This is a genomic window from Streptomyces sp. WAC04114 (assembly GCF_019733245.1).
Taxonomy (GTDB): Bacteria; Actinomycetota; Actinomycetes; order Streptomycetales; family Streptomycetaceae; genus Streptomyces; species Streptomyces massasporeus_A.
Map to the genome: position 1 here is coordinate 1 of NZ_JAIGQA010000405.1, position 709 is coordinate 709.

Annotated in this window: 1 protein-coding gene; it reads left to right on the plus strand. The window is 73.8% G+C overall.

Annotated features, from left to right (window positions below; genetic code table 11):
- The coding region (locus K4G64_RS39460; protein WP_221760647.1) for a DUF3533 domain-containing protein at positions 1-709 on the plus strand (709 nt) is incomplete at both ends.

A 709-nucleotide genomic window follows, 5' to 3' on the forward strand; every position in this document is an offset into this window, starting at 1 on the left:
CTGGACCCCCGTGCCCTCCCCGACGAGGCAGCGGCCCGGACCCAGCTCGCCCACCGGGACATCGACGCGGCCCTGATCATCGACCCCAGGGGCAGCACCGACACCCTCCTGGTCGCGTCCGGCGGAGGCAGGGTCCTCTCCACCACGCTGACGGCTCTCGTCACCACCCTGGAGAAGTCCGAGCGACGCACGATCCGGACGATCGACGTGATCCCGTCCGCACCCCACGACCCCAACGGACTGTCGTCCTTCTACCTGGTGATCGGCTGGTGCGTGGGCGGCTACCTGGGCGCCGCGGCCCTGGCCATCAGCGCCGGGGCGAAACCCTCCAACCCCACCCGCGCCGCGATCCGCCTGGCGGTCATGGCCCTGGTCGCGATCACCGGCGGCCTCGGCGGAGCCCTCATCACCGGCCCGATCCTGGACGCCCTGCCGGGCAGCACCGCGGCCCTCTGGGGCCTGGGCACCCTGATCATCTTCGCCGTGGGCGCGGCCACCCTCGCCCTCCAGGGCGTCTTCGGGATCGTCGGCATCGGTCTCGCGATCCTGCTGGTGGTGATCGCGGGCAACCCGAGCGCGGGCGGCGCCTTCCCGCTGCCGCTGCTGCCGCCGTTCTGGGCGTCGATCGGCCCGGCGCTGCCGCCGGGCGCGGGCACCTGGACGGCCCGCTCGATCGCCTACTTCAAGGGGAACGACGTGACCGCCGCCC